At 67.4% G+C, this 21,918-nt stretch carries 18 protein-coding genes; 9 read left to right on the top strand and 9 right to left on the bottom strand.

The annotated features are described in order from the left end of the window. Positions 1–76 precede the first annotated feature (76 nt). Positions 77–1,159, bottom strand: coding sequence for an isochorismate synthase (locus AC0B44_RS13100; RefSeq protein ID WP_471903292.1), 1,083 nt, complete (start codon positions 1,157–1,159; stop codon positions 77–79). 33 nt (positions 1,160–1,192) lie between these two features. After that, complete coding sequence (locus AC0B44_RS13095) at positions 1,193–1,660, bottom strand: universal stress protein (protein WP_471903291.1); 468 nt, start codon at positions 1,658–1,660, stop codon at positions 1,193–1,195. A 161-nt stretch (positions 1,661–1,821) separates the two neighbouring features. Here AC0B44_RS13095 and AC0B44_RS13090 point away from each other — a divergent pair, with 161 nt between their 5' ends. Next, positions 1,822–2,994, top strand: coding sequence for a glycoside hydrolase family 3 N-terminal domain-containing protein (locus AC0B44_RS13090; protein ID WP_471903290.1), 1,173 nt, complete (start codon positions 1,822–1,824; stop codon positions 2,992–2,994). A gap of 75 nt (positions 2,995–3,069) precedes the next feature. Then, positions 3,070–3,678 carry a TetR/AcrR family transcriptional regulator gene (locus AC0B44_RS13085; protein WP_471903289.1) on the top strand — a complete coding sequence of 203 codons (609 nt, stop codon included), beginning with the start codon at positions 3,070–3,072 and terminating at the stop codon, positions 3,676–3,678. Between the two features lie 87 nt (positions 3,679–3,765). On the opposite strand, the gene AC0B44_RS13080 is transcribed toward AC0B44_RS13085, so the two are convergent. Then, on the bottom strand, positions 3,766–4,623 hold the full coding sequence (locus AC0B44_RS13080) for a MaoC family dehydratase (RefSeq protein WP_471903288.1): 858 nt from the start codon (positions 4,621–4,623) through the stop codon (positions 3,766–3,768). Continuing rightward, the gene (locus AC0B44_RS13075; RefSeq protein WP_471903287.1) at positions 4,623–5,969 is read right to left on the bottom strand and encodes a 3-oxoacyl-ACP reductase; all 1,347 of its coding nucleotides are present in this window, start codon (positions 5,967–5,969) and stop codon (positions 4,623–4,625) included. Before AC0B44_RS13075 ends, AC0B44_RS13080 begins: the two co-directional genes overlap by 1 nt. Positions 5,970–6,076: 107 nt before the next feature. Here AC0B44_RS13075 and AC0B44_RS13070 point away from each other — a divergent pair, with 107 nt between their 5' ends. From AC0B44_RS13070 to AC0B44_RS13055, 4 genes are all read left to right on the top strand, one after another. After that, a complete protein-coding gene (locus AC0B44_RS13070) occupies positions 6,077–7,390 on the top strand; it encodes an acetyl-CoA C-acetyltransferase (RefSeq protein WP_471903286.1) in 1,314 nt (437 codons plus the stop codon). 216 nt (positions 7,391–7,606) lie between these two features. Then, positions 7,607–10,060 (top strand): VanW family protein, encoded by a 2,454-nt coding sequence (locus AC0B44_RS13065; protein ID WP_471903285.1) that lies wholly within the window; start codon positions 7,607–7,609, stop codon positions 10,058–10,060. Positions 10,061–10,132: 72 nt separating this feature from the next. Continuing rightward, on the top strand, positions 10,133–11,563 hold the full coding sequence (locus AC0B44_RS13060; RefSeq protein ID WP_471903284.1) for an aldehyde dehydrogenase family protein: 1,431 nt from the start codon (positions 10,133–10,135) through the stop codon (positions 11,561–11,563). Between the two features lie 45 nt (positions 11,564–11,608). Further along, positions 11,609–12,724 (top strand): NDMA-dependent alcohol dehydrogenase, encoded by a 1,116-nt coding sequence (locus AC0B44_RS13055; protein WP_378605861.1) that lies wholly within the window; start codon positions 11,609–11,611, stop codon positions 12,722–12,724. Positions 12,725–12,813: 89 nt separating this feature from the next. Here AC0B44_RS13055 and AC0B44_RS13050 read toward each other — a convergent pair whose 3' ends face one another. Both AC0B44_RS13050 and AC0B44_RS13045 read right to left on the bottom strand, forming a co-directional pair. Beyond that, positions 12,814–14,649: an acyl-CoA dehydrogenase gene (locus tag AC0B44_RS13050; protein ID WP_471903283.1), complete on the bottom strand. Its 1,836-nt coding sequence runs from the start codon at positions 14,647–14,649 to the stop codon at positions 12,814–12,816. A gap of 97 nt (positions 14,650–14,746) precedes the next feature. Further along, the gene (locus tag AC0B44_RS13045) at positions 14,747–15,355 is read right to left on the bottom strand and encodes an SAM-dependent methyltransferase (protein WP_471903282.1); all 609 of its coding nucleotides are present in this window, start codon (positions 15,353–15,355) and stop codon (positions 14,747–14,749) included. 163 nt (positions 15,356–15,518) lie between these two features. On the opposite strand from AC0B44_RS13045, the gene AC0B44_RS13040 reads away from it, so the two are divergent. Continuing rightward, positions 15,519–16,541, top strand: coding sequence for a beta-ketoacyl-ACP synthase III (locus tag AC0B44_RS13040; RefSeq protein ID WP_471903281.1), 1,023 nt, complete (start codon positions 15,519–15,521; stop codon positions 16,539–16,541). A 3-nt stretch (positions 16,542–16,544) separates the two neighbouring features. Continuing rightward, positions 16,545–17,261, top strand: coding sequence for an HNH endonuclease family protein (locus tag AC0B44_RS13035; protein ID WP_471903280.1), 717 nt, complete (start codon positions 16,545–16,547; stop codon positions 17,259–17,261). Between the two features lie 60 nt (positions 17,262–17,321). Here AC0B44_RS13035 and AC0B44_RS13030 read toward each other — a convergent pair whose 3' ends face one another. Further along, positions 17,322–18,242 carry a sigma-70 family RNA polymerase sigma factor gene (locus tag AC0B44_RS13030; RefSeq protein WP_471903279.1) on the bottom strand — a complete coding sequence of 307 codons (921 nt, stop codon included), beginning with the start codon at positions 18,240–18,242 and terminating at the stop codon, positions 17,322–17,324. 110 nt (positions 18,243–18,352) lie between these two features. Between AC0B44_RS13030 and AC0B44_RS13025 the strand changes: the two genes are divergently transcribed. After that, the gene (locus AC0B44_RS13025; RefSeq protein WP_471903278.1) at positions 18,353–19,675 is read left to right on the top strand and encodes an FAD-binding oxidoreductase; all 1,323 of its coding nucleotides are present in this window, start codon (positions 18,353–18,355) and stop codon (positions 19,673–19,675) included. 41 nt (positions 19,676–19,716) lie between these two features. On the opposite strand, the gene AC0B44_RS13020 is transcribed toward AC0B44_RS13025, so the two are convergent. Then, complete coding sequence (locus AC0B44_RS13020) at positions 19,717–21,063, bottom strand: cytochrome P450 (RefSeq protein ID WP_471903277.1); 1,347 nt, start codon at positions 21,061–21,063, stop codon at positions 19,717–19,719. A gap of 108 nt (positions 21,064–21,171) precedes the next feature. Further along, the gene (locus AC0B44_RS13015) at positions 21,172–21,906 is read right to left on the bottom strand and encodes an SDR family oxidoreductase (RefSeq protein WP_471903276.1); all 735 of its coding nucleotides are present in this window, start codon (positions 21,904–21,906) and stop codon (positions 21,172–21,174) included. Positions 21,907–21,918: the final 12 nt, after the last annotated feature.

The following is a 21,918-nucleotide window of genomic DNA, read 5'->3' as shown; positions in this document are numbered from 1 at the left end:
TAACGCATGTCATATTGCTCGCGCCAAACTATCACCCCGGGGAACGATCTCCGACCGCCCGCACCCGGTAAGCGATCTACACCCCGAGTGAGCCCAGCAACGTGCGCAGTTTCGCGCTCGTCTCGTCCAGTTCCGCGTGCGGATCGGAATCGGCGACGATCCCGCCGCCACCCCACGCGATCGCGCGCCGGCAGTCCGAACTCAACTCGGCGCAACGGATCGCGACGAACCAGTCGCCGTCCCCGTCCGCGTCGCACCAGCCGACTGCCCCGCCGTAGAACCGGCGATCACCCTCGACCCGCGCGATGGCGTCCATCGCCGCTTCGGTGGGGGTGCCCGCGACGGCGGGAGTGGGCTGCAATGCGGCCGCGAGGGTGAGCGCGTCGGTCTCCGGGTCGCGCAGGGTCCCGGTGATGGGGGTGGCGAGATGCCAGACGTCCGGCGTGGAGGTGAGTTCGGGCGTTTCCGGGATCACCAGGTCGTGGCACAGGCGTGCGAGGCGGGCGCGGATCCAGTCGACGACGTATCCGTGCTCGGCGAGGTTCTTCGCGGAGCCGAGCAGGTCCTTGCCCGCCCGCAGGTCCTCGTCTGGGTCGTCGCGGCGCGCGGCGGTCCCGGCCAGCGGCCGGCACGTCACGGTGTCCCCGCGGCGGCTGACCAGCAATTCGGGGCTCGCACCGACCAGGGTGTGCCCCCAGAACCGTTCGCCTGCCGCACTCAGATCGACGGCGAACGTCGCCGCATCCGGATGCCGCTCGACCATGCGGGCTGCCAGGGTGAGCGGGTCGATGGGTGTGTCCGCGGCGAGTGCGACCTTCCTGGCCGCGACCACCTTCTCGAATTCGCCGAGTTCGAGCCGCTCCACCAGCGCGCGCACCCGCGCGACGTGCACGCGGGGTAACGGAATCTCCTGCGTCCGGCGGACCTCGGGGAGGTCGGGGAGATCGTCGGGCGACTCCCACGGTCCGTCGGTGACGACGGTGTGTTCGGGCTGGGCCAGCGCGACCGGCCGTGTCGGGTCGAACGGCAGGGCACCGACGACTAGGTCGGCGTCCCCGCGGTGCAGGGCTCGCGACGCCGACGCGACGTCGTCGAAGAGACGACGCGTGCCGGTGGCGTGCACGGTGCGATCGGCGCGGGAGAGCAGAAAACCGTCCATGGTGATTCGACGATATTCCTGCGCGCGCCGCCCTCAGCGGCCAGGTGGCACGATCAGCACGGGACGGTGGCTGTGACGCAGGACGTGGTCGGCCACCGACGACTGCAGAAGGGAACGCAGTCCGGTGGTGCCGCGCGTGCCCGCGACGATGATGTCGACGTCGAGGTCGTCGGCCGCTTCGACGATGGCCGCCCACACCGCGTTGACCACCTCGACGGTGCGGCCCTCGGCGTGCAGGCCGAGCGAGTTGGCGAGTTCGAGGCCCTCGGCGTTGGTGACCTTCGCGTCGGTCAGCGCGATGTCCTCGCGGTCCTCGTCCGGCACCCACTCGGGTTGCATGACACCGGAGAGTCCGGACATCCGCGCGGCCTGCCGCACCATCGGCTCCCACGCCGTGACGACCACAGCCCGGCACGACTCGAGGAACCGCCCGGCGTACTGCACGGCCCGCTTGGAGTTCTCGGATCCGTCGTACGCGATGAGGATCAGATCTGCGCCCACCGGCACCTCCTGTGTCGAGTGTTACGGGGTCGGGTGAGTCCGGGTGCGCCCCGGGCGGGCCTCGGCGACCGCGGGATCCGGCACGAATGTTCGGGTGCACCTTAGCGTGCGGAGACCGGCTGCGGGAGGCTTCCCGACGCCGGTCCGCTACCGTCGGAACGATGCGCACCCGCCACACTCTCGCCGTCGTTCTCACCGCTGCATTCGCGGCCGCCGGGTGCGGTGCGAACGACACCTCGGATGTTGCCTCCAGCAGTGGGGCGGAGGACACCGTGACGACGGAATCGCGGGTCACGACACCCTCGGCCGAACCGCTGCCGACCACCACGCCGGTGTGCGGCGACGACCTGCTGGCGTCCCTCACCGGCAGGCAGAAGCTCGCCCAGTTGCTCAATGTGGGAGTGACGGGCGCGGACGACGCCCTCGCGGCCGTGCAGTCCGAACAGATCGGCGGCATCTTCATCGGAAGCTGGACCGATCCGGCAATGCTGTCCGAACGGCAGGTTCAAGGAGTCGCCGCGCAGAGCGCGCTGCCGTTGATGGTCACCATCGACGAAGAGGGTGGACGGGTCTCACGCGTCGGCAAGTTGCTGGGACCCGACCCGTCCGCGCGCGTCACCGCGGAGACGATGACGGTCGAGCAGACTTATCAAATGGCGCTCGAGCGTGGCACGGAACTGCGCGATCTGGGGATCACGGTCGACTTCGCGCCCGACGTCGACGTGAGCAGCCAGCCCGACGACAGTGTCATCGGCGACCGCTCGTACTCCGCCGATCCGCAGGTGGTCGCCGAATACGCGGGCGCCTACGCGCAGGGCCTCCTCGACGCGGGGATCATGCCGGTGCTCAAGCACTTCCCGGGCCACGGGTCGGCGTCGGGGGATTCGCACACCGGTGCGGTCACCGCTCCGCCGCTCGGACAACTCCAGCAGAGCGACCTGGTGCCGTACCGGGCGCTGGTCTCTCCGGACGTCGGGGTGATGCTCGGCCATCTGGATGTGCCGGGACTGACCGGCGGCCTGCCCGCGAGCATTAGCCCCGAGGCAGTGGAACTGCTGCGCTCCGGTTCGTACGGCGGACCCGAGTTCGACGGCGTGATCTTCACCGACGACCTGTCCGGGATGCGCGCGATCACCGACACCTACGACATCACCGAGGCGGTCGAGGCGGCGTTGGTGGCCGGTGTCGACCAGGCGTTGTGGCTGACCACCGCCGAGGTACCCGCGGTTCTCGACCACCTCGAGCAGTCCGTGGCGACCGGTGAACTGCCGCAGTCCCGGGTGGACGACGCCGTCCGCACGGTCGCGCGGGCGAAGGGCGCTGTCGCCTGCTGAAACCCACGTTCGCGCGCGTGCGGAAACTTCCCTACCGTAGAGTAAGAAACCTGTTCGAGGAGGTGGGGAGGGTCCATGGCCGGCGGAACCAAGCGATTGCCGCGCGCGGTGCGGGAGCAGCAGATGCTCGACGCCGCGGTGGACGTTTTCTCCGAGAACGGCTTCCACGACACCTCCATGGATGCCATCGCAGCCCGGGCGTCGATCTCGAAACCCATGCTCTACCTCTATTACGGGTCGAAGGACGAACTGTTCGCCGCGTGCATCAATCGCGAGGGGCAGCGATTCGTCGAAGCGCTCACCCCGGCCGGCGATCCGGCCCTCGCGCCACGTGAGCAACTGAGGGTCGCGCTCGAATCGTTCCTCGGGTTCGTCGACGAGCACCGCAATTCGTGGATGGTGCTCTACCGCCAGGCGCTCGCGCAGCAGGTGTTCGCGGGCCAGGTGAGGGGCAGCCGCGACCGGCTCATCGAACTCACCGCGCACCTGCTCGAGTCGAGTACCCGAGACCCGGAACCGGGGACCGACTTCACGATCATGGCTGTCGCGCTCGTCGGCGCGGGTGAAGCGGTTGCCGACCGCATCGCGGGCGGAGAAATCGATGTCGCGAAGGCGGCCGAACTCCTCGACAACCTGGCATGGCGCGGTCTCGCAGGACGGAAACGCTCGGAACCGTCCGGCTGAGCCGAGGCTCGGCACCGCAGTGCGCCGACGCAGGAGGGCGGGTGCCGGGACGCCCCCATCGCGTCCCGGCACCCGCCCTCCTGTTGTTCAGCGCAGTGTTGCGGTGAGGTGTGGGTAGAGCTTCTTCGGATGGCGAAGCGCGAGATCCCATCCGCTGGCGTCGCGCCGCGCGTAGAGATTCACGGTCGCCGGAAGAAGTACCGGCTTACCGAATTTCACCGTATAGGTCACTGCCCCCGGGACCTTGCCCTCGACGGCGCGCAGTGCCGCCGCCGCGCTCCACATTCCGTGAGCGATGGTCTTCGGGAAGCCGAAGGCCTTGGCGCCCAGGGTAGAGACGTGGATCGGATTCCGGTCTCCGGATACCGCAGCATACCGGGAGATGACCTTCTGATCTACCCTCAACGTGGAAGTCGGGACGGGCGGAATCTCCTGCTCCGGAGGGTCCTGCTTGGGCTGCCCCGACAGCGAAGTCCGTTGCTGGTGAAGGAACGTCGACGTCTGGCGCCACACCTGTTCCCTGCCCACCGAGACTTCGCTGACCACGTCGACCAGCAGGCCCTTGCGGTGCTCACGCATGTTCTCCGCGTGCACCTTCACGTCGAGCGGTTCGGTGACGGAGATCGGCCGCTTCTGTTCGATGACGTTCTCGGCGTGCACCGAACCGACGGCTGCGAAGGGAAATCCCTTGGAGACCATCAGTTTCATCACGAGAGGGAACGTGAGCATGAACGGGTAGGTGACCGGCAGCGTGTCGCCGAACGTCAGTCCGCACACCTTCGCGTACTCGGCGAGGTTGTCCGGGTCGACACGCAGGCCACGCAGCACGAGCGTGTCGTCGGGCAGCGTGCCGCCCTTGGCCCCCACGACCGGGAGTGCCGAGAGCACGGCCCGGCTGTAGATGTCGAGAACCGAAGGGCTCGCCTCGAGTTCGATGAGCCCCATCAGGCCCCCAGCATGGACTGACCGCACACCCGGACGACCTGCCCGGTCACGGCGCTCGACGCGGGGCTCGCGAACCAGGCGACCGTCTCGGCGACGTCGACGGTCTCGCCGCCCTGCTGCAGCGAACTCATGAGCCGTCCGCCCTCGCGGGTGGCGAGCGGGATGGCCGCGGTCATGGCGGTCTCGATGAAACCGGGGGCGACCGCGTTGATGGTGATGTTCTTCTCGGCGAGGACCGGAGCGGTTGCCTGCACGAGGCCGATGACGCCGGCCTTGGATGCGCCGTAGTTGGTCTGGCCCCGGTTGCCGGCGATCCCGGCGATCGAGGAGACGTCGACTACGCGGCCACCCTCCTTGAGGGCGCCCTTCTCGACCAGGACGTCGGTGATCTTCTGCGGCGCAATCAGGTTCACGCCGATCACGGCGTTCCACCGGGAGTCGTCCATGTTCGCGAGGAGCTTGTCGCGGGTGATGCCCGCGTTGTGGACGATGATGTCCGCTCCGCCGTGACGTTCGAGAAGATGTGCCGCGAGCTTGTCGCCCGCGTCGGGGGCGGTGACGTCGAGGGCGAGCGCGGTGCCACCGACCTTGTTGGCGGTCTGCGCGAGCGCTTCGCCGGCGGCGGGGATATCGGCGGCGACAACCGTCGCGCCGTCGCGTGCGAGCACCTCGGCGATGGTGGCGCCGATGCCGCGGGCCGCGCCGGTGACGACGGCGACCTTGCCCGCGAGGGGCTTGTCCCACGACGCGGGAGCCGTGGCGTCACCCTCGCCGATACGGATGACCTGGCCGTCGACGAAGGCCGACTTCGCCGACAGCAGGAATCGCAGCGTCGACTCGGCACCCGACAATCCTGTCGACGCCTCGGGCGAGACGTAGACGAGTTGCGCGGTCGCGCCCCGGCGGAGTTCCTTCGCGAGGCTGCGGGTGAAGCCTTCGAGTGCGCGCTGGGCGATGCGCTCGTCGACCGAGGCGGTCTCCTCGGGGGTGGTGCCGAGCACCACGACGCGGCCGCTGGGCGCGACGTTGCGGATCGCGGGCTGGAAGAACGTGAAGAGCTGTTCGAGCCCCGCGGCGTCGGTGATGCCGGTGGCGTCGAAGACGAGCGCGCCGAAGGTGCTGTCGGCCGGGTCGGCGGTCGGGTAGTCGCTCAGCAGCGAGCGGAGCGGTTCGATCAGCCGGCCGTTGCCGCCGAGAAGGAGGGGCCCGGGGAGTGCGGGTTCGCCGGGCTGGTAGCGCCTGAGCTTCTCCGGCTGCGGCAGTCCGAACTGCTTGGCGAGGAAGGATCCGGGTGCGGACGAGATCATCTGGGCGTAGAGCTTGGGCGCGCCCTTGGCTTCTGCCACGGTTCCACCTTCTTCTTTCGGTCGTCGATGCAGTGGTCGACAACAAACTTACCCGTGAGTAAGAATAGTAACCAGAATTCGAGTCCATCTGAATCCGGGAGACACCAGTGACCACCAAAGCCCGTTCCACGCAACAGCGCCGTGTCGCCGTCCTCGGGGGCAACCGGATCCCGTTCGCCCGATCCGACCGCAAATACGCGCGCGCATCGAACCAGGACATGTTCACCGCGACACTCGACGGCCTCGTCGGCCGCTTCAACCTCCAGGGCGAGCGTCTCGGCGCGGTCGTCGGCGGGGCCGTCCTCAAGCACGCCCGGGACTTCAACCTCGTCCGGGAGTCGGTCCTGGGCAGTGCCCTCAGCCCGTACACGCCTGCCTGGGACCTCCAGCAAGCGTGTGGCACCGGGCTGCAGTCCATCATCTCGGTGGGCGACGCCATCGCCGCCGGCCGCATCGAGGCCGGTATCGGCGGCGGTGTCGACACCACGTCCGACGCACCCATCGCGGTGAACAACGAACTCCGCGAATTCCTGCTCTCGCTCAACCGGGCACGCAGTACCGGCGCCCGCGCCAAGCTGCTCGGCAACGTGCGTCCCTCCATGCTCGGCATCGAGATCCCGCGCAACGGCGAACCCCGCACCGGCCTGTCGATGGGCGAGCACGCCGCGATCACCGCCAAGGAATTCGGGGTCCGGCGCGAGGACCAGGACGAACTGGCCGTCGCGAGTCACCGCAACATGGCCGCCGCCTACGACCGCGGATTCTTCGACGACCTCGTCACCCCGTTCCTCGGGCTCACCCGCGACGACAATCTGCGGCCCGATTCGTCGGTCGAGAAGCTGTCGACGCTGAAGCCGGTGTTCGGCAAGAAGCTCGGCGACGCCACCATGACGGCGGGCAACTCCACGCCTCTCACCGACGGTGCCTCGGCGGCGCTGCTGTCGACGGAGGAGTGGGCGGCCGAACGCAAGCTCCCCGTCCTCGCCTACCTAGTGGATTCGGAGACGGCCGCAGTCGACTACATCCACGGTGGCGACGGCCTGCTCATGGCCCCGACCTACGCGATTCCGCGGTTGCTCCAGCGCAACGGGCTGCCCCTGCAGGATTTCGACTTCTACGAGATCCACGAGGCGTTCGCGTCCGTGGTGCTCGCGACGCTGCAGGCGTTCGAGTCGGAGGATTACTGCAAGGGCAAGCTCGGGCTCGACGCGCCGCTGGGATCGATCGACCGCAGCAAGCTCAACGTCAACGGATCCTCCCTCGCGGCCGGGCATCCGTTCGCGGCCACGGGCGGACGGATCGTGGCTTCGCTCGCCAAGATGCTGCACGAGAAGAAGCAGGAAACCGGCCGGCCGGTCCGTGGCCTCATCTCGATCTGCGCTGCCGGCGGCCAGGGTGTGACCGCGATTCTCGAGGCGTAGATCACACCTCGGAAAAAATCCGGTAGGTCTGTAACGCTCCGGCGAGCACAGCGATAGACCGGTCGACCCCGTGTTGCTGCCTGACCCCCGACCTGGTAGCAACACGGGGTTTCGGCATTCCGCCCGTAGCGGCGTTCAACCGGGGAACTACTCTGGATGTGGTAGATCGGCGCACGAGGTTCCGACCCCGCGCGCCCTGTTGTCGAAGGGATTTGGGTGAGCGGCACACACGGGACCGAGGGCTCCGAACACGAGAACGACGACGTTCGGCCCGCGGAGCCCGATTCGCGGGATTCGTCGGGAGGCGCGTCCGACGGCACCTCCGCTCCGACTGAGCAGTTCGCGGCATTCTCGCCGCCGTCGCCCGGGGAGCAGGCCGGGAACGAGCCCGCCGATCGTGCAGGTCAGCCCGCGGACGCTCCGGCTCGACCCGAGACGGACGAGAACGCCCCGTTCGATGCTCCGACCACGGTGATCCCGGTGGTGTCGAACGCCGCTCGTGGTGAAGAGCCGTCCACCACCCCTCTCCAGCGCTCGTCGGAGCCGTCTGCCCCGAAGCCTGTCGGCAGCACGCCGATTCCCGCTCCGGAGTCGCGCTCCGCCCAGCCGCAGGATTCGCGTCCCAGCCGGCCGCAGGATTCGCGTCCCGCCCAGCCTCCGGCGTCGCCGGCCACCCCGCCGCCCCCGGTGGCCCCGCCGCCCGGCGGCAACGGCTCGGGTGACGGGCCGGGTCCGTGGTGGGCCGGACTTCCGAAGCGGACGGTCGCCCTGGTGGTCGGCGGTGTCGTCGCTCTGCTCGCGGTGCTCTACGTCGCAGATCTCGCCGTCAGTTCCGGCAAGGTGCCCCGTGGGGTCACCGTCGCCGGCATCGAGATCGGCGGGGAGTCGCTCGACGAGGCGGAAACGCACCTGCGTGAGGTGCTCACCGAGCGACTCGACGAGCCGGTTCCGGTCCTCGCCGGCGAGACGACAGGCGACATCGTGCCTTCACAAGCCGGTATCGATATCGACTGGCACGCGACTCTCGACCGCGTGGGATCCCAGCCGCTGAACCCGTTCACCAGGCTCGCTTCCTTCTTCAGTACCGAGGAGATCGGCGTCGTCTCCACCCGCGACGACGCCGCCCTCGCCGTCGCCATCGACGAGTTCACCGCGGCTGCCGCTTACGCCCCCCGCGAAGGCAACATCGTGTTCGAGGGCGGGACGCCCGTTCCCGTCATCCCGCAGCCCGGACAGCGCGTCGACATCGCCGCCGCATCCGACGTGTTCGCCGAACGCTGGGCGTTCGGGGAGGTGTCGCTGCCGGTCGAGCAGGTCGATGTCACGGTGACGCGCGAAGGCCTCGACCGCGCGCTGGCCGACGTCGCGGTACCCGCGGTCTCCGCCGATCTCGTCGTGCGCGGCCGGGACGGTACTGCTGCGACCCTGGCCCGCGACCAGATCGGCGCGGTCCTCTCGTTCGCGCCCGACGGCAAGGGCGGCCTGACCCCCGAGTACCACCCGGAGGCAGCGGTCGAGATCCTCGCTCCTCAGCTGAAGCCGACCGAAACCGAGCCTCGCGACGCCCGGGTCGAGATCCAGGGCGGACGCCCCGCTGTGGTCCCCGGCGTGAAGGGTGAGCTCGTCGACTGGGCGAAGACCCTCGAAACGTTCCCGGAACTGCTCGCCGTCACCGACGATCGGGCGGTCGACGCGGTGTACCAGACGGTGGATCCCGCGCTCACCACGGAAGCTGCCGAGAAGCTCGGCATCAACGAGGTCATCGGTGAGTACACCACCGGCGGATTCGAGTACGCCTCCGGCGTCAACATCCGGCTCGCTGCCGCCGAGATCGACGGTGCGGTCGTGAAGCCGGGCGACACGTTCTCCCTCAACGGGTACACGGGACCGCGCGGCACGGCGGAAGGCTACGTCGAGTCGGGCATCATCGAGGCGGGCCGCCCCGGCAAGGCGGTCGGCGGTGGCATCAGCCAGCTCGCGACGACGCTCTACAACGCGTCCTACTTCGCGGGCATGGAAGACGTGGCCCACACCGAGCACAGCTACTACATCTCCCGGTACCCCGCGGCCCGTGAGGCCACCGTGTTCGAAGGTGCGATCGACCTGCAGTTCCGCAATCCGTTCGACACCGGCGTGCTGATCGAAACGATCACCACCAGCTCCGATGTCACGGTGCGACTGTGGGGCACCAAGACGGTGGACGTCCAGTCGATCACCGGTGAGCGTACGAACTACACGTCGCCGAACACGATCACGTTGCCGGCCGGCCCCGGCTGCATCGCCTCGGCGGGAGCCAAGGGCTTCACCGTCTCCGACACCCGTGTCGTCACCGACGCGAAGACGGGCGCACAGATCTCCACTACGACCCGCACGGTGCGCTACGACCCGGTCCCGATCGTCAAGTGCGTCGAGCCCGACGACAAGGACGACGCGGACTCCGGGCGTGATCAGGGCACAGGCGACGACGCACCCGCTCCGGCGAGCCCGGCGCCCGCCCCGGCGTCGTCGACGCCCGCGAGCGTTCCGGTGGGAGCGCCCGCGCAAGCGCCCGGTGAGGACGCTGCCTCGGACACGGCAGAACCGATCGCGCAGCCGGAAGCGGCCGCGCCGGCACGCAGACAACCCGAGTCCGTGAGCACTCCCGCGCCTGCGGGCACGTCCACGAACTGAGGTCCGGACGGCCGGTCCCGGTGAGCGAGACCCTGCGTCGGGGGTTGTGACCCCGGTCATAATCTCGGCCGCATGACCACACACACCAGCGCGGAATCTTCGGTAGACGGGATTCTCGCAGGCCAGCAGGCACAGTTCCGGACCCGGCGGACGAGTTCTGCCGAGGAGCGCCGAGCCCGGATCCAGCGCGTGATCGACATGCTCGTCGCCCGCTGCGACGAACTCGTCGCGGCGATCGACGCCGACTTCGGTGGACGTCATCCGGGCTACACGACCGTCAACGACGTGCTCGGCTCGGTGACCGCGCTGAAATACGCGCGCGATCACCTCGACGGCTGGATGCAGCCGGAGCAGCGGACAGTGTTCGCGCCCTACGACCAACTCGGTGCCACCGCCGCGATCCACTTCCAGCCCAAGGGCTCGGTCGCGATCATCGGAACGTGGAACGCTCCCGTCTACACGTTGATGGGCCCTCTCGCCGGTGTCCTGGCTGCCGGCAACCGCGCGGTGCTCAAGCCGTCCGAGGTGGTCCCGCGCACCGCGCAGGTGCTGGCCGAGGCGGCCGCCGAGTTCCTCGATCCCCTCGACGTCGCGGTGGTCACCGGTGGCCCGGACATCGCGCGGTCCCTCACATCGCTGCCCTTCGACCACATCGTGTTCACCGGTGGTGTGGCCGCCGGTCGCTCGGTGCTCGAGAACGCCGCCCGCAATCTCGTCCCGGTGACCCTGGAACTGGGCGGGAAATCGCCGGTGATCATCGGGCGCTCCGCCGATCTCGACACGGCGGCGTTCCGCATCGCGGTTGCCAAGGCCACCAACGGAGGTCAGCTCTGCGTCAACGCCGACACCGTGTACGTGCCCGCCGAATTCCTGGAGTCGTTTGTTTCGTCGGTAACCCGGTCGTACGCGGAGTTGCTGCCCACGGTGGCCGGAAATGCGGACGCGACCGCGATCGTCACCGACCGGCATGCGGCACGGATCGACGGATACATCAGCGAGGCAGCAGAATTGGGCGTTCGTATCGAGGTTGCTCCGGACGAGCCGATCAGCACCGGTGAGCGCCGTCGGCCGCTGCGCCTGGTGCTCGACCCGCCCGAGTCTGCGGCGATCTCGCGGGAAGAGATCTTCGGACCCGCCCTGGTGGTGCGGACGTACGACGATCTCGCGCACGTCCTCGACACGATCAATTCCGGACCGAAGCCCTTGGCGCTGTACTACTTCGGGAGGGACGCCGACGAGCAGCGCACCGTCGTCGACGGCACCACGTCCGGCGGCGTCACGATCAACGACGTGATGATGCACGCGGGGATGCTCGACGCACCGTTCGGCGGTGTCGGTGAATCCGGGATGGGGCACTACAACGGTCGCGAAGGATTCCTCGAATTCAGCCACGCCCGAACAATTTTCGAGTCACCGGAGCACGATCCGCGCCGCGAGTGGGGAATGTTGCCGCCGTACGGCGAGGGATACCGCGCCGCGATGGCGGCTCAGGTCACCCCTTGACGACCGGTTACCCCACGCTCGCCCCCAACCCGAGGAGAACACCTGATTAAGACCCGCGGCGCGATTATCCGCTCAGCACCCGGTACCTACGAGATCGCCGACCTCGAGTTGGACGAACCGCGCCACGGCGAACTGATGGTCCGGATGGTGGCCGCCGGGCTGTGTCATTCCGACGACCACATCGCCACCGGTGACCACGCGGTCGGCAGTTACCCCATCTGCGGTGGCCACGAGGGTGCCGGTGTCGTGGTGCAGGTCGGACCCGGAACCACGGGATGGAGCGAGGGCGACCATGTGGTGTTCTCGTTCCTGGCCGCGTGCGGACGGTGCCGGTGGTGCGCGAAAGGCCTCCAGAACCTGTGCGATCGAGGTGCGGCGATCATGACCGGCAGCCGTCCCGACGATCCGGCGAGCTTCCGGCTGAGCCTCGACGGCGTCGAGGTCGCACAGACATGCGGGCTGTCCACATTCAGCGAATACACCACCGTCAGCGTCGATTCTGCGATCAAGGTCGACAAGGATCTCCCACTCGACAAGCTGTGCCTGCTCGGCTGCGGTGTCGGCACCGGATGGGGTGCGGCGGTCAACTCCGCGGAGGTGTATCCCGGGCAGACCGTCATCGTGCAGGGAATCGGCGGAATCGGCATCAACGCCGTGCAGGGAGCCGCGCACGCCGGCGCGGCCCACATCATCGCCGTCGACCCGGTGGAGTTCAAGCGCGAGAGTGCCCTGCGCTTCGGTGCGACCCATGCCGTCGCGGGTATGGCGGAGGCCACCGAGATCGCGCGTTCGTACACCAACGGGCAGGGCGCCGATGCCGCGATCGTCACGGTGGGCGTGACCACCGGCGAGCACATCGCGGAGGCGTTCTCGTCGATCCGGAAGGCCGGTACCTGTGTGGTGACCGGTCTCGGCAAGATGACCGACTTCGGGATCCCTATCAGCGCCATGGAATTGGTGCTGTACCAGAAGCGACTCCAGGGCTCGTTGTTCGGCGCATTCGCACCGACCGCCGACATCCCCTGGATGATCGACCTCTACACCTCCGGCAAGCTCATGCTCGACGAACTGGTGACGTCCACCTACAAGCTCGACGACATCGCCCAGGGCTTCACCGACATGCACGAGGGCAGGAATCTGCGAGGAGTGGTCGTCTTCTGACCGTGCGGTAACGAGACGACAGTGGCTCCCGCCGATATCGGCGGGAGCCACTGTCATATCACGTTGTGTCCCCGGGTGTTACGCGAGGATCAGAATGCAGCTTCGTCGAGCTCCATGATGTCGAGATCGACATTGGCGATGACGTTGCGCGACGTGGTCAGCTGCGGCAGAACGTTCTTGGCGAAGAACGACGCTGCGGCAACCTTGCCCTCGTAGAAGGCCTTGTCCTTGACGTCCGCACCGGCGTCGAGCGCGTTGAGCGCGATCTCGGCGTGCTCGAGCAGCAGCCAGCCGATCATCAGGTCGCCGAACGACTCGAGGAAGCGAACCGAGCCGAGGCCGACCTTGTACAGCTCGGTCGGCTGCTCCTGCGCGCCCATGAGGAACTGGGTGAGCGTCGCGACCATGGCCTGCGTGTCGTCGAGCGCGGTGGCGAGCAGTGCGCGCTCCGCCTTGAGACGGTCGTCGCCGTTCTCACGCTCGAGGAACTTCTTGACCTGTCCGGCCACGTGAGCCAGGGCGACACCGCGGTCACGGGCGATCTTGCGGAAGAAGAAGTCCTGCGCCTGGATGGCGGTGGTGCCCTCGTACAGCGAGTCGATCTTCGCGTCGCGGATGTACTGCTCGATCGGGTAGTCCTGGAGGAAGCCCGAGCCACCGAAGGTCTGCAGCGAGTCGGTCAGGTACTCGTAGGCCCGCTCGGAACCGCAGCCCTTGACGACCGGAAGGAGCAGGTCGTTGATGCGATGGGCGAGACCGGCGTCGGCGCCCGAGACCTGCTCGGCGACAGCGTCGTCCTGGTGGGCGGCCGTGTACAGGTAGACGGCGCGCAGGCCCTCCGAGTACGCCTTCTGCATCGCGAGCGAACGACGCACGTCCGGGTGGTGCAGGATCGACACGCGCGGGGCGGTCTTGTCGGACATCTGGGTCAGGTCGGCGCCCTGGATGCGGTCCTTGGCGTAGGCCAGCGCGTTCTGGTAGCCGGTCGAGAGGGTGGCGATGGCCTTGGTGCCGACCATCATGCGAGCGTGCTCGATGACGTCGAACATCTGCGCGATGCCGTTGTGGACCTCACCGACGAGCCAGCCCTTGGCCGGGACGCCGTGGCCACCGAAGGTGAGCTCGCAGGTCGCGGAAGCCTTCAGACCCATCTTGTGCTCGACGTTGGTGACGAACACGCCGTTGCGGTCGCCCATCTCGCCCTTCTCGAAGTCGAAGTGGAACTTCGGGACGAAGAACAGCGACAGGCCCTTGGTGCCGGGGCCGGCACCCTCGGGGCGCGCGAGAACGAGGTGGAAGATGTTCTCGAACAGGTCGTCCGAGTCGGCGGACGTGATGAAGCGCTTGACACCCTCGATGTGCCACGAGCCGTCGTCCTGCTTGATCGCCTTCGTGCGGCCCGCGCCGACGTCGGATCCGGCGTCGGGCTCGGTGAGGACCATCGTGGCGCCCCAGCCGCGCTCGACGCAGGTGGCCGCCCACTTCTTCTGCTCGTCGGTGCCGTTGTCGAACAGCACCCCGGCGAAGGCGGGGCCGGCTGCGTACATGAACGCGGCGGGCTGTGCGCCGAGCATCATCTCGTTGACCGCCCACAGGAGCGCGCGCGGCGATTCGGTGCCGCCGAGTTCCTCGGGGATTCCCATGGACCAGTAGCCGGCATCCCACCACGCCCGGAACGCCTTCTTGAAGCCCTCGGGGATGGACACCGAGTGGGTCTCCGGGTCGAACACCGGAGGAGTGCGGTCGGTTTCTGCGAAGGCCTCGGCAGCGGGGCCTTCGGCAAGTGCCTTGACCTCGGAAAGGATGCCGCGCGAGGTTTCCTCGTCGAGGTCGCCGAACGCGCCGGTTTCGAGGACCTTCTGAATCTGCAGGAACTCGAAGAGATTGAACTCGAGGTCGCGGAGGTTGCTCTTGTAATGGCCCATGTCTGATGTCTCCCGGGGGTGTGGTGCGGTCCAGCTGAATCAAGTACCGCCCAAGTTATTACTCGTCGGTAACATCTCTATGTTACTCGCCGGGCAACTAACTTCCAAGACCGAGTTTGCGTGCTACTACCAACGCATCCACCGCGGTTCCCGATTCCGTTTCCCGGTGCCTGTGTTCGGCAATGTCGATAACGAGTCGCCCGTCGATATCTGAGACGATATCTGTTGGGGTGTAAAGGATTTCGGGATCTCGAGGTCCGCCGGTACCGTGCAGGAGATTTGCTCGGTCGTGCCCGAGAAATATGAGGATTCCGTCAGGTTTCAGGGAATTGATCATCTTGTCGACGAGGGCTTTGCGTTCCGCCGGAGGGAAGTGGAGGAATATCGAGAGGATCAAGTCATAATCCCCATCGAATGTGTCTGAAGTCACATCCGAAAGCCGGTATTCGAGCCGGTCGCGAGATCTCTTCGGTGCCTGCGCCGAAATCCGCCGGGCCTTGTCCAAAGCGACCTCCGAGAAATCGGTGCCCACTACCTCCCAGCCGCGCGTCGCGAGCCACAACGAGTGACGCCCCTCCCCGCAACCGAGGTCGAGAGCGCGGCCGTGTGGCAGCGATGCCGCGAACTCCACCACCACCGGATTGGGCGGGGCACCCCACACCAGTTCCGACGCCGCATACCGCTCGTCCCAGTCCTCTGCGTCCATACCGGGCACGGTAGCGGGCACCGCCTCGACCTGACCCGACGACGGGGTGACCCACGTGGTGTGGCCTGCATGGACCCCCTGCTGTGACATTTCCGTAACCCGCGCTACCGTGTCTCGATGCGGCGCACTGATGAGCAGTGCCCGAGGAGGAGGAGTTCGCCTGATGGGTGCACAGATCGCCGTCCCCGCGACGCTGAGGAACAGCGCACTTCTCGGGTTGGGTGTGCACAGGCCCGAACGGGTCGTCACCAATGCGGAGATCTGTGAGCAGATCGATTCGAGCGACGAGTGGATCCAGTCGCGTTCCGGTATCAAGGAGCGCCGCTTCGCCAAGCCCCACCCCGAAGAGACGATCGTCGACATGTCCGTCAGTGCTTCCGAGAAGGCGCTCGACGCCGCCGGACTGACCGGCGCCCAGATCGACACCGTGATCATCGCGACGTCCACCTACGGCTTTCAGACGCCGCAGGCCGCCGCGCTCGTCGCCGACCGCCTCGGCACCGGCGGTGCCTCGGCCCTCGACCTGCAGGCCGGCTGCGCAGGCTTCTGCTACGCGCTGGGCGTCGCATCCGACCTCGTCCGCGCCGGTACGGCGGAGAAGGTGCTCGTCGTCGGCGTCGAGCGCATGAGCGACGCCACCGAGCCCACCGACCGCTCCGTGCGATTCATCTTCGGTGACGGCGCCGGTGCTGTGGTCGTCGGTGCCTCCGACGAGGTCGGCGTGGGCCCGACGGTGTGGGGATCCGACGGCTCCCAGGGCAACGCCATCCGCCAGGAGCCCGACTGGGTGGACTTCGCCCAGAACCCGCAGCAGAAGCGCCCGTGGATCATCATGGAAGGCACCGCGGTCTTCCGCTGGGCGGCCTTCGAGATGAGCAAGTACGCCCGCCAGATCGCGGAGAGGTCCGGGGTCGCTCTCAGCGATCTCGACGCGTTCGTCCCGCACCAGGCGAACCTGCGCATCAACGACGTCATCGTCAAGCAGCTCGAGCTTCCCGAGAGCGTGCCGGTGGCCGACGACATCATCGAGACCGGCAACACCTCGGCCGCGTCCATCCCGCTCGCCATGGAGAAGATGCTGCGCACCGGCCAGGTTCAGCCGGGCGGCACGGCCCTTCTGCTCGCGTTCGGTGCCGGTCTGTCCTATGCCGGCCAGATTGTGAAGATGCCTCCGCTGGCGCAGTAGTACATGGCCGCTGCAGCAAAGCCGTCGATTCCTCGATGGCTGTGGATTCTGTGCTTCATCGCGGTCTCGATCGCGGTCGTCGTCCTCGAACCCGTCGTCACCGACGAGTCGGGGGCTGCGGAGCAGCCGGGGGTTGTCACGGGAGGCAACCCTTCGGCTGCCCTCGCGGCACTCTCGGCGCTGCCGGTGCGCCCGCCCGATCCCCAGGACGGTTACAGCCGTGACCTCTTCGGGCCGGCCTGGACCGACAATGTCACCGTCGGTTTCGGCCGCAACGGCTGCGACACCCGCAACGACATTCTCAAGCGCGACCTCGTCGACATCTCGCTCGAACCCGCGACGAAGGACTGCACCGTGCGGACGGGCACACTCCGGGACACGTACACCAACCTGGAGATCTTCTTCCGGCGTGGCAGCGACACGTCCACCGCGGTGCAGATCGACCACATCGTGGCGTTGTCGGATGCGTGGAAGAAAGGTGCCCGCCACCTCGACGATCAGGCGCGCCGCAACCTGGCCAACGATCCGCGCAACCTGCAGGCGGTCGACGGGCGGACCAACCAGGCCAAGGGCGACTCCGACGCCTCCGAGTGGCTGCCGCCCAACGTCGGCTATCACTGCGACTACGTGTCGCGGCAGGTCGAGGTGAAGATCGAGTACCGGCTGTGGGTCACCCCGGAAGAGCGCGACGCCATGGCCCGCGTTCTCTCGGCGTGTTGAGAAACCGTCAGGGGCCTGGAGAATTCGCCAGCAGATAACGCTCCGTCCCGGCCTGCAGGTTTACCGGGGGCCGTCGACCAGGAGTCCGGTCAACCGTGCGGGATCGGCGATGACGCTCACTCGATGGATCGCGTCGGCACGGAACTCGAACAGGTAGAGGGCGTGCACGACGCCGTCCGAGACGTAAGCGGCCCCGGGGACTCCGCCGATGTGGATCGGCGTTGCGAGTTCGGCTCGCCCGGCGAACGCTCTCGCTACGGCGTCTGCCCCCGAGATGCTGCGACCGAGGAGCGGTGCGCCGTGATCGGCGCCTTCGGCTGCCAGGTCTACTGCCGTGTCGTCGCTGCGTAGTTCGATGTCGGAGTCGAGGAGTTGCAGGAGTGCCCCGAACTCTCCGTTACGCGCCGCGTCGAGAAATGCGGCGATCGCCGATTCTCGCTTCTCCCGAACACTGTCCACGTCGACCGTGCGGACACGCGCTCGTGCACGGGACGCGAGCTGGCGGGTAGTTGCAGGGGTGCGTTCGACGATAGGTGCGATGTCGTCGTACGACAGCGCAAAGACGTCGTGCAGAACCAGGGCCAGCCGCTCGAGGGGGCCGAGTGTGTCCAGCACGACGTGTACAGCCAAGGCGAGGTCTTCGGACAACAGTACGGCGCTTGGGGGCTCGCGCTCCGCAGGGGCGCCGGTCCCTGATCCGGCTTCGCCCGAGAGGTCGTGACCCAGTTCTTCCCGCCACGTGGCGCGCCGTCGAATCATGTCGATGCACACCCGGGAGACGACCGTCGTAAGCCATGCCTCGAGGTTCCGGATACTCCCGATATCGGCTTGCTGGAGGCGTAACCACGCCTCTTGGACGGCATCGTCCGCGTTCCACGGAGAGCCGCACGTCCGCTGGGCGATCGCATGCAGCTTGGGTCGTTGTACGACGAATTGCGCTGCCAACCCGTCCAGAGTCGGTGCCGACCGATCCCGTCCCATGGGGGCTCCTCAGGGGCTGCTCGTCACGTTTCGATCGTCACGCTCGACTCGATAGTGAGGCGGACACCCCGATCCTGCCTCGAATCTACGACATCGAGCGAGGAGTCACCATGAGTATCCTGCGGGCTGCGACCGTCGGAAAGTTGAGGGCAAGTGTTCGGGGCCGGGTTCACCTTCCGGTCGATTCAGGCTTCGAACCGGCGCGACGTCCCTGGAATCTCGCCGTCGAGCAGGACGTCTGTGCGGTGGTGGAGGCGGCCGATGCCGACGACATCGTCGCACTCGTGAGATATGCGCAGTCACAGGGCTTGTCCATCGCGGTGCAACCCAGCGGTCACGGCGCGACCGGTCGGGCTCGCGGTTCCGTCCTGTTGCGCACGACTCGACTGGAATCCATCGATATCGATCCGGCGCGGAGGACGGCGAGGGTCGGAGCAGGTGTACGTGCCGGTGATCTTCAGCGCGCCGCCGCTGCGCACGGACTGACGGCGCTACCGGGAAGTTCTCCCGTCGTCACAGTGACCGGGGCGGCACTCGGGGGTGGTCTGAGCTGGTTCGGACGCTCGTTCGGATGGATGGCCGACAGCGTTCTCGCCTTCGAGATCGTCGCGGCAGACGGCACGAGACAACATGTCACTCCCGAAACCGACCCGGAACTGTTCTGGGCGTTGCGAGGAGGCGGAGGCGACCTTGTCATCGTCACCGCGATGGAATTGCAGTTGCATTCTGCGCCCCGGGTTTTCGGTGGACGGCAACTGTGGTCGGCCGCTTCGGCACGACAAGTGGCCGAGGTCTACCGATCGATGACGGAGACTGCACCGGACGCACTCACGCTCTGGTTCGAGGTGCTGAACTTTCCCGGAGCCGATCCGATGGTCGCCATCGACGTGACGTTCCTGGGGAGTGAAACCGACGCCCGCCGGCTCATGACAGAGGTCGACCGCTTACCCGCGCCGATTGTGGACACCCGTTCGCCGATGAGCGCCGGGGATCTGGGAACGATCACGGCGGAGCCGACCGCCCCGAGTCCCGGGCGGGCACGCGGTGAACTCCTCACCGCATTCGACGACGACGTGTTCGCTTCCTTGATCGACGAACCGATCTCTCCTCTCCTGACCGTGCAACTCCGACACCTCGGAGGAGCGCTGGCACGCCCCAGCGACTCCCCCCACGGGGCACTCACGGAGCCGTACGCCGCATACATGTTCGGGGTGCCGTCGACCGACGCGGTCGGAGATGCCATCGTGTCGAAGCAAGCGGCGCTGGCGCACTCACTGCCTGTCAGTGGTCGCAAACCGATCACATTCCTGAATCCGTCCGAGAAGCTCTCCGCCGCGCTGAGTTCCCCGTCCCTACAGCGGCTGCGTCGACTCAAGGCGGAACGGGATCCCGCGAATGTCATTCGCGGAAACTTCGCGACGTCGGATGGGTGATCCCGACTCGCACAGGCGGTGGCTCGATTTCCCGTCGGCCGTTACCGGGCTCGGAGGTCGATCGGTCCACCGTCGTCCGGGTACGGCAGTGACGTGAAGTTCATCGGCGCGACGTAGTCGGCCGGTACGTCCCACTCGTACCGGAGCAGCAGGTGGTGGAGCACGGTCTTGATCTCCGCGCCGGAGAAGTGCTGGCCGAGACAGCGGTGCACCCCGCCGCCGAACGGCGTCCACGCGTGTGGATGCACGCGGTCCTCCCGCCGTTCGGGGGAGAAGCGCTCGGGGTCGAAACGCTCGGGATCCGGCCACAACTCGGCCATGTGGTGGCTGTAGTGCACGCCGACGTTGACGAGCGTGCCCTTGGGGATGAAATGCCCGAGGATCTCCGTGTCGGTCCCTGCCCGGCGCACCACGCCGGGGACGGGCGTGACCAGACGCTGGCATTCCTTGATGACCAGGTCGAGTGAGGAGAGTTCGTCGAGTTGCGAGAAACCGGGCGTCGGAGTCCCGAGCGCTTCGGATTCTGCGCGGCACCGCTGCTGCCACTCGGGGAACTGCCCGAGATATTGCATCGCGGTCGACAATGTGATGGTCGAGGTGTCGTGTGCCGCCATCATCAGGAAGATCATGTGGTTGACGACATCGTCGTCCGAGAACCGTTCTCCGTCTTCGGATTCCACGTGGCAGAAGACGGAGAAGATGTCGTTGCCCTCTGTCGCGCGTCGTGCGGGCAGGTATCGGCGGAAGAACGCCTCGAGCCGCTTGCGGCCCTGGATTCCCCTGCGCCACCGCGTGCCCGGCAGGGGGTAACGGATGATTGCCGTCGCCGCCTGCACGCATCCGATGAAGGCGCGGTTGACCTCGCGCATCTCCTGGGCCGACGACCCCTCGGCGCCGCCCATGAAGATTTCGGTGGCCAGGCTCAAGGTGAGTTCCTTGATCGCGGGGTAGGCGCGGAAGCCGGCCTTCGGCACCCAGGTGTCGAGGGTCCGCTCGATCGACGGGTGCATCGCGTCGGTGTAGAGCGCGAGACGGTTGCGGGTGAATGCCTGGGCCATGATCCGGCGGTGTGCGGTGTGCTCCTCGCCGTCCATCAGCATCAGGCCGCGGTCGAAGAACGGCCCGATCAGCGCGCGCCATCCGGGGCCGCTCAGCAGGGCGCGATCACGATTCTGGAGTGCCGCGCCCACGGCGTCCGGTCCGATGAGCACCACCCAGGGCCGGCCTGCGAACCGGAACCACGACACCGGGCCGTGTTCCTGGAAGCGCTTGTCGTAGGCCTTGATCGGATCTCGCATGTAGTCCAGGGCGTATCCGATGTAGGGCAGACCGGCGTCGCCGGGGACGGGTTCCAGGCCGGGTGGCGGGGGTGCGAGCATCTTCGTCACGGGGACACATCTCCGTCCGTCGGAATCTGACTCTGTCTGTAGTCAGATTACTGTAATCCCGGTCACATCAAGCAAGGAAGGCTCGAGCGGGGTTACGCCGGAGGGTGCTCACCCGGGCTGGTCGGACGGGCGCAGAAGGATCTCGTTGATGGTGAGGTGCCGGGGCCGCGTCAGCGCGAAGAGGATGACGTCCGCGATCTCGTGCGGCTCGACCGAGGCGGTGTCGTAGCCTGCCTGCACCGCCTGGCGCGTCGCGTTGTCGGTGATGTGGCTGGGCAGTTCGGTGTCGACGGTGCCGGGCTCGATCAGTGTGACGCGCACATCGGGGTGCAGTTCCTGGCGGAGCGATTCGGACCAGCCGTTGAGTCCCCATTTCGTCGCGGCGTACACGCCGTTGTTCGGATGCGCGGTGCGTCCGGCCACCGAGGAGATGTTGACGAGGTCCCCTCCGCCGTCCCGCAGTTGATCGAGGAAGACTTCTGTGACGGTGATGGCGCCGAGCAGGTTCACCTCGATCATCGCGCGGTAGTCGGAGTGGAGCTTCGCCGAGAACGGCCCCAGCAGCATCACTCCGGCGTTGTTGACAAGCACATCGGTGCCGCCGAACTCGTCGCGCACCCGCTGTGCGGCGGCGAGGACGGAATCGCGGTCCGTCACATCCGCCCGGATCGGGATGACGCCACCGCCGAGGTCTGCCGCGAGTGCTTCGATCCGGTTGAGGCGACGTGCCAGGAGAGCGACACGAAAACCGGCGGTCGCGAGGGCACGTGCGGTCGCGGCGCCGATGCCGGACGACGCGCCGGTGACGACCGCGACGCGGTCCGAAGTCGAGGCGTCGGTCATGGATTGCTCCCT

The sequence above is a fragment of the Rhodococcus sp. NPDC019050 genome (assembly GCF_055664235.1).
Note: the sequence above shows the minus strand (reverse complement) of the source record. Positions and strands in the feature narration are given on the sequence as shown.

What these genes read in the sequence shown, in the direction of transcription:
- AC0B44_RS13100 (WP_471903292.1), bottom strand. Translation starts at nt 1,159, where the DNA reads ATGGACGGTTTTCTGCTCTCCCGCGCCGATCGCACCGTGCACGCCACC.
- AC0B44_RS13090 (WP_471903290.1), top strand. Translation starts at nt 1,822, where the DNA reads ATGCGCACCCGCCACACTCTCGCCGTCGTTCTCACCGCTGCATTCGCG.
- AC0B44_RS13085 (WP_471903289.1), top strand. Translation starts at nt 3,070, where the DNA reads ATGGCCGGCGGAACCAAGCGATTGCCGCGCGCGGTGCGGGAGCAGCAG.
- AC0B44_RS13080 (WP_471903288.1), bottom strand. Translation starts at nt 4,623, where the DNA reads ATGGGGCTCATCGAACTCGAGGCGAGCCCTTCGGTTCTCGACATCTAC.
- AC0B44_RS13060 (WP_471903284.1), top strand. Translation starts at nt 10,133, where the DNA reads ATGACCACACACACCAGCGCGGAATCTTCGGTAGACGGGATTCTCGCA.
- AC0B44_RS13050 (WP_471903283.1), bottom strand. Translation starts at nt 14,649, where the DNA reads ATGGGCCATTACAAGAGCAACCTCCGCGACCTCGAGTTCAATCTCTTC.
- AC0B44_RS13045 (WP_471903282.1), bottom strand. Translation starts at nt 15,355, where the DNA reads ATGGACGCAGAGGACTGGGACGAGCGGTATGCGGCGTCGGAACTGGTG.
- AC0B44_RS13040 (WP_471903281.1), top strand. Translation starts at nt 15,519, where the DNA reads ATGGGTGCACAGATCGCCGTCCCCGCGACGCTGAGGAACAGCGCACTT.
- AC0B44_RS13035 (WP_471903280.1), top strand. Translation starts at nt 16,545, where the DNA reads ATGGCCGCTGCAGCAAAGCCGTCGATTCCTCGATGGCTGTGGATTCTG.
- AC0B44_RS13030 (WP_471903279.1), bottom strand. Translation starts at nt 18,242, where the DNA reads ATGGGACGGGATCGGTCGGCACCGACTCTGGACGGGTTGGCAGCGCAA.
- AC0B44_RS13025 (WP_471903278.1), top strand. Translation starts at nt 18,353, where the DNA reads ATGAGTATCCTGCGGGCTGCGACCGTCGGAAAGTTGAGGGCAAGTGTT.
- AC0B44_RS13015 (WP_471903276.1), bottom strand. Translation starts at nt 21,906, where the DNA reads ATGACCGACGCCTCGACTTCGGACCGCGTCGCGGTCGTCACCGGCGCG.